Raw genomic sequence first — 7080 nt, 5'->3', positions numbered from 1 at the left:
GTGGAAAAATATATCACCGACACCGCCTGGGAAGAAGGCTGGGTCGAACCGCTGCAGCCGGGTCGCCCCAAAGGCCAGTCGGTCGGCATCATCGGCGCGGGGCCAGCCGGCCTGACCGCAGCCGAATATCTGCGCGTCGCCGGTTACGAGGTGCATGTCTATGACCGGCACGACCGCGCCGGCGGGCTGCTGACTTATGGCATTCCCGGTTTCAAGCTGGAAAAGCATGTGATCATGCGCCGGGTCCAGCGGCTGAAGGACGGCGGCATCCAGTTCCGCGAGAATTTTGAAGTCGGTAAAGACGCGACTCTGGACCAGCTTCGCGACAAGCATGACGCGATCCTGATCGCGACCGGTGTCTACAAGGCGCGCGAAATCCAGATGCCGGGCGTCGGCGCACCGGGGGTCGAGGAAGCGCTCGATTTCCTGATCGCCTCCAACCGCAAGAGTTTCGGTGATGATGTGCCGGAGTTCGACAGCGGCCGCTATAATGCCCAAGGCAAGAATGTCGTCGTCATCGGCGGCGGCGACACCGCGATGGATTGCGTCCGGACATCCATCCGGCAAGGCGCAAAATCGGTCAAATGTCTCTACCGCCGCGACCGCGCCAATATGCCGGGCTCGCAAAATGAAGTGCGCAATGCCGAGGAAGAAGGCGTCGAATTTGTCTGGCTGTCGGCGCCGAAGGCGATCGAGGGCACCGACCATGTGACAGCGGTCAGGGCGACCCGCATGCGGCTCGGCGCGCCTGATGCCAGCGGCCGACGCTCACCGGAAGTGGAGCCGGATAGCGATTTTACCGTCAATGCCGATCTGGTGATCAAGGCGCTGGGCTTTGATGCGGAAGATCTCCCCAAGCTGTTTGACAGCCCCGATCTCTCGGTCACCCGCTGGGGGACGTTGCGCGTCGATCACAAGTCGATGATGACCAATCTGGAAGGCGTCTTCGCCGCCGGTGACATTGTCCGCGGCGCCAGTCTGGTGGTCTGGGGAATCCGCGACGGTCGCGATGTGACCGAGCATATGCACCGGTTTCTGAAAGAGAAAAAGCTAACAGAAAAGGTGGCTGCATGAACAAGGCTTTGCTCCATGCACAAGCCGGTCCTCCGGCCAAAAATGTACGAACGACCCCGAAGCCCGCACTGGCAAGACAAATGATCATGCCCCGGCGGAAGAAAGACAGCAAATGACCCAACATTTCCCCACCCCCGAACATGAACGCCTCGCCCGCGAAGGCATGTACCGGCCCGAGTTCGAGAGTGATGCCTGCGGTGTCGGTCTGGTTGCCGCAACCGATGGCAAGGCTTCGCGGCGTGTTGTGTCCTCGGCGATTGATGCGCTGAAGGCGGTCTGGCACCGGGGCGCGGTCGATGCCGATGGCATGACCGGTGACGGCGCTGGCCTGCACGTCGATCTGCCCGAGCGCTTCTTTGACGATGCGATTGCCGACAGCGGTCACAAGGTCCGCCCGAACCGTCTGGCCGTGGGCATGATCTTCCTGCCGCGCACCGATCTCAACGCCCAGGAATCCTGCCGGACCATCGTCGAGGCGGAAATCATCGAATCCGGCTATACCATCTATGGCTGGCGTCAGGTGCCGGTCGACGTATCGGTGATCGGCCCGAAAGCGCAGAATACCCGTCCCGAGATCGAGCAGATCATGATTGCCGGGCCGATGCCGGACAAGCAGGATGCGCGTGAATTCGAGAAAAACCTCTATCTGATCCGCCGCCGGATCGAGAAGAAGGTGATCGCGGCGCAGATCCAGGATTTCTACATCTGCAGCCTTTCCTGCCGCTCGATCATCTACAAGGGCCTGTTTCTCGCCCAATCGCTGTCGATCTTCTATCCCGACCTGCTCGACGACCGGTTCGAAAGCCGGGTGGCGATTTTCCACCAGCGCTATTCGACCAATACTTTTCCGCAATGGTGGCTGGCGCAGCCGTTTCGCTGTCTGGCCCATAATGGCGAAATCAACACCATTCGTGGCAACAAGAACTGGATGAAGAGCCACGAGATCAAGATGGCAAGCCTCGCCTTCGGCGACTATAGCGAAGATATCAAGCCGGTGATCCCGGCGGGATCGTCCGACACGGCGGCGCTGGATGCGGTGTTCGAGACCATCTGCCGGTCCGGTCGCGATGCGCCGACCGCAAAAATCATGCTGGTCCCCGAAGCCTGGCAGAACAATCCCGACATCGATCCCGCCCATCAGGCGATGTACGAATATATGGCGAGCGTGATGGAGCCATGGGATGGTCCGGCAGCGCTGGCGATGACCGATGGCCACTGGGCCGTGGCCGGGGTTGACCGCAACGCCCTGCGTCCGCTGCGCTATTCGATCACCGCCGACAATCTGCTGATCATCGGTTCCGAAGCCGGCCTGGTGGTCGTCCCGGAAAGCCAGATTGTCGAGAAGGGTCGTCTCGGCCCCGGACAGATGATCGCGGTCGATCTTGACGCTGGCATATTGTTCAAGGACCGCGAACTCAAGGACCGGATCGCCGCCGAGGAGCCTTATGCCGATCTGGTAAAAGGCTTCCTGACCGCAGACGATCTGCCGCCGGCCCCCGAAATTTCCGGCATGGGCTTTTCCAGGGAAGAATTGATCCGCCGGCAGACCGCTGCCGGTCATACGCTGGAGGATATGGAAATGATCCTCGCGCCGATGGTCGAGGATGCCAAGGAAGCGATCGGCTCGATGGGCGACGATACCCCGCTCGCGGTGATCAGCGTCAAGCCGCGCCAGATCAGCCATTTCTTCCGGCAGAATTTTTCCCAGGTTACCAACCCGCCGATCGACAGCCTGCGCGAACGCCATGTGATGAGCCTGCGCACGCGCTTTTCCAATCTGGCCAATATTCTGGAACAGGACAGCCAGAATGAAGATGTCATGGTGCTGGAAAGTCCGGTGCTCAGCTGCGCCCTGTGGGAGCGACTGAAACTGGCCTTTGGTGATGCCGTCGCCGAGATCGACTGCACCATGAGTACCAGCGGCGCAGCCCTGGAATTGCGCGACGCGCTGGCCCGGATTCGGGCGGAAGCGGAACAGGCGGTGCGCGCCGGCAAGACCGAAATTTTCCTCACCGACGAGGATATTGACGAAGACCGGATGGCCATTTCGATGGTGATCGCAACCGCGGCGGTGCACACCCATCTGGTGCGCAAGGGCCTGCGCTCCTACGCCTCGATCAATGTCCGGGCAGCAGAATGTCTCGACACCCATTGCTATGCGGTGCTGATCGGGGTCGGCGCGACCACGGTCAACGCCTATATGGCAGAAGCGGCAATTGCCGATCGCCATGCCCGCGGCCTGTTTGACGACCTGACCCTCGAAGACTGTCTCGCTCGGCACAAGAAAGCGGTCGATGACGGCCTGCTCAAGATCATGTCGAAAATGGGCATTGCGGTGATTTCCAGCTATCGCGGCGGCTATAATTTCGAAGCGGTTGGCCTGTCGCGGGCTTTGTGCAACGATCTCTTCCCCGGCATGCCGACCAAGATATCCGGCGAAGGCTATGCGTCCCTGTTCATCAACGCGCAGGAGAAACATGCCGCCGCCTTTGAACCAGCGGTGGTGCGCCTGCCGGTCGGCGGCTTCTACAAGCAGCGCGATGGCGGCGAAGCCCATGCCTATGGCGCCCATATGATGCACCTGCTGCAAAGCGCGGTCGCCCATGACAGCTACTCTTCCTATCTGCAATTTTCACAAGCGGTGCGCGAGATGGAGCCGATCTATCTGCGCGACCTGATGGAGTTCAACTACGCGCCAGTACCGGTGCCGATCGACGAGGTCGAGGCGATCACCGAAGTGCGCAAGCGGTTCAACACGCCGGGCATGTCGCTTGGCGCACTCAGCCCCGAAGCGCACGAGACGCTGGCGATCGCGATGAACCGGATCGGCGCGAAATCCGTCTCCGGCGAAGGCGGCGAGGAGAAGCGCCGCTACCAGCCGTTTGAAAATGGCGACAATGCCTCGAGCCCGATCAAGCAGGTGGCCTCGGGCCGGTTCGGCGTGACCTCGGAATATCTCGGTGCCTGCGAGGAAATCGAGATCAAGGTCGCCCAGGGTGCCAAGCCCGGTGAAGGCGGCCAGCTGCCCGGCTTCAAGGTCACCGAATTCATCGCCAAGCTGCGCCATTCGACGCCCGGCGTGACTTTGATCTCGCCGCCACCGCATCATGATATCTATTCGATCGAGGATCTCGCCCAGCTGATCTACGATCTCAAGCAGATCAATCCGCGCGCCCGGGTCTGCGTAAAGCTGGTCTCGTCGGCCGGGATCGGCACGATTGCCGCAGGCGTCGCCAAGGCCCATGCCGATGTCATCCTGATCTCCGGCAACACCGGCGGCACCGGCGCGTCGCCGCAGACCTCGATCAAATTTGCCGGCACGCCATGGGAAATGGGGCTGACCGAAGCCAATCAGGTGCTGACCCTCAACGGCCTGCGCCACCGGGTGAAATTGCGCACCGATGGCGGGCTCAAGACCGGTCGTGACATTGTCATCGCCGCCATATTGGGCGCCGAGGAGTTCGGCATTGGCACGCTCAGTCTGGTCGCGATGGGCTGTATCATGGTCCGCCAGTGCCACAGCAACACCTGCCCGGTCGGGGTCTGCGTGCAGGATGAGAAATTGCGCGAGAAATTCACCGGCACGCCGGAAAAAGTGATCAATCTGATGACCTATATGGCCGAGGAAGTGCGCGAGATATTGGCGCGGCTCGGCTATCGCTCGCTCGGCGAGATTATCGGCCGCACCGAATTGTTGCGACAGGTCAGCCGTGGGGCGGAACATCTCGACGATCTCGATCTCAACCCGATCCTCGCCAAGGTCGATGCCAGGGACAGCGAGCGCAGCTTCAATATCGACACGCCGCGCAACGAAGTGCCGGACAGTCTCGACGCGGAGATGATCGACGATGCCCGGCCGGTATTCGAACGGCGCGAGAAGATGCAGCTGACCTATACGGTGCGCAACACCCATCGCGCGGTCGGCACGCGCTTCTCGGCCGAAATCACCGCCAAATATGGCATGAGCGTGCTGAACGAGGATCATGTCCATATCCGGCTGCGCGGGTCTGCCGGCCAGTCGCTCGGTGCGTTTCTCTGTCTGGGGATCACGCTGGAAGTGTTTGGCGATTCCAATGATTATGTCGGCAAGGGCCTGTGCGGCGGCAAGATCATCGTCCGGCCAATGGTCAGCTCGCCGCTGATCAGCCAGGACAATACGATCATCGGCAATACCGTGCTCTATGGCGCGACCGCCGGGCAGCTCTATGCGGCTGGCCAGGCGGGCGAGCGGTTCGCCGTGCGCAACAGCGGCGCCAATGCGGTGGTCGAGGGCTGCGGCGCCAATGGCTGCGAATATATGACCGGCGGCAATGCCGTGATTCTCGGCCCGGTCGGCAGCAATTTCGGTGCCGGCATGACCGGCGGCATGGCCTTCGTCCTCGACACACAGGGCGATTTCGAGAAAATGGCCAATGGCGAAAGCATCGTCTGGCAGCGGCTCGACAGCGCCCATTGGGAAAGCCATTTGCTGTCGCTGATCGAGCGGCATCAACAGACCACCGACAGCAGATGGTCCGAATCGATCCTGCGCGACTGGGACCGCTGGCGGAATCGCTTCTGGCAGGTCTGTCCGAAGGAAATGGTCAGCCGGATCGCGCATCCATTATCGGACAAGGAGGCGATCGAGGCGGCGGAGTGACAGATCGGCGCCGCATGATGGCATGGCTGGGCCTTGCCGGACTGGGCGGATTTCTGGCATACAGACCAACAGCCGCTTCTTCGAACGGAACGAGGACCATGCCAAAAATCACCCCCAATTATCTCGAAATGAGAGCCGGTGACCTGCCCGCCAGCAAGGCGTTTTACGAACAGGCCTTCGGCTTTGCCTTCACCGATTACGGGCCGGACTATGCGGCGGTTGAAGGCGGGCCGGTTGATATCGGGCTGGCCGCGGGACCCGAACCGGTCGCGCCGATGCCGACCTTTGAGAGCGACGATCTCGAAGCGTCGCTTGCGCAGGTCAAGGCGGCGGGCGGGGCAATCGTCAAGGACATATTCCCCTTCCCCGGCGGGCGGCGGTTTGAGTGCCTCGATCCGTCGGGCAACCGGCTGGCCATTTACCAACCCGGCTGACCGCGCAATTCGGCAAATCCAAACAATATCTTGCGCCCGCTCGATCAAGCCTCTTTCCCCCGCGTCCATTCGGGATTAAGCGGAACCTATGTGGCAGTTGTACCAGTTTCCCCTATGTCCGTTTTCGCGCAAAGTCCGCTTGCTGCTGGGCGAGAAATCGGTCGGCTATGAGCTGATCCGCGAATCGCCATGGGATCAGCGCGACGATTTTCTGTCGATGAACCCGACCGGACGAACGCCGGTGATGAAACATGCCGAGAGTGATCTCTGTCTGGTCGATAGCGTAGCGATTTGCGAATATATCGAGGAAACCGTCGAAAAAGTGCCGATGATCAACGGCACGGCGGTGAACCGCGCTGAAATCCGGCGGCTGGTCGCCTGGTTTGACGAACAATTTTACGGTGATGTCACCGCGCCGATGATGCACGAGCGGATGCACAAGAGACTGGTCCGGCGCGAGCCGCCCGAGGCCAAGATCCTGCGCGAGGCGATGCGCCGGGCGAACCAGCATCTCGACTATATCGATTATCTGATCGACCATCGCAGCTGGCTGGCCGGCGCGACGATGAGCCTCGCCGACCTCGCCGCCGCAGCCCAGATTTCCGTGGCGGACTATCTCGGTGCAATCGACTGGACCGGGCACGAACAGACCAAGGCCTGGTATGCAATGTTCAAATCACGGCCGTCCTTCCGGCCGTTGCTGTCCGAACGCATGGAAGTGATTGCGCCCCCGCCGCATTATGAGAAGGTCGACTTTTGACGCGCCACGGAATGCGATAGCGTTCCCCGGACTTGATCCGGGGCCTGCTTGTGCCATCAGCTAAAGCGCCTTGATCATCTGCACCTTGTCCATGCCGGGTGCGAAGCCATCTTTCTCCACCCGCTGACTGGCAAAACCGAATCTGGAGAAAAATGGCGCAACAGCCGGGGTGG

Annotated in this window: 4 protein-coding genes; all 4 read left to right on the top strand. The window is 61.1% G+C overall.

Going from position 1 to position 7080, the window contains the following annotated elements:
- Positions 1-1074 (top strand): NAD(P)-dependent oxidoreductase (locus V7665_RS12600; RefSeq protein ID WP_335664883.1); only part of this gene is annotated, 1074 nt, incomplete at its 5' end.
- 112 nt (positions 1075-1186) lie between these two features.
- The gene (gene gltB, locus V7665_RS12595; protein WP_335664882.1) at positions 1187-5713 is read left to right on the top strand and encodes a glutamate synthase large subunit; all 4527 of its coding nucleotides are present in this window, start codon (positions 1187-1189) and stop codon (positions 5711-5713) included.
- 98 nt (positions 5714-5811) lie between these two features.
- The gene (locus V7665_RS12590; RefSeq protein ID WP_335664881.1) at positions 5812-6147 is read left to right on the top strand and encodes a VOC family protein; all 336 of its coding nucleotides are present in this window, start codon (positions 5812-5814) and stop codon (positions 6145-6147) included.
- 88 nt (positions 6148-6235) lie between these two features.
- Positions 6236-6907: a glutathione S-transferase family protein gene (locus V7665_RS12585; RefSeq protein WP_335664880.1), complete on the top strand. Its 672-nt coding sequence runs from the start codon at positions 6236-6238 to the stop codon at positions 6905-6907.
- Positions 6908-7080: the final 173 nt, after the last annotated feature.

Origin of the sequence: Parasphingorhabdus sp., from assembly GCF_036964675.1 — a bacterium.
Lineage (GTDB): Bacteria > Pseudomonadota > Alphaproteobacteria > Sphingomonadales > Sphingomonadaceae > Parasphingorhabdus.
Note: the sequence above shows the minus strand (reverse complement) of the source record. Positions and strands in the feature narration are given on the sequence as shown.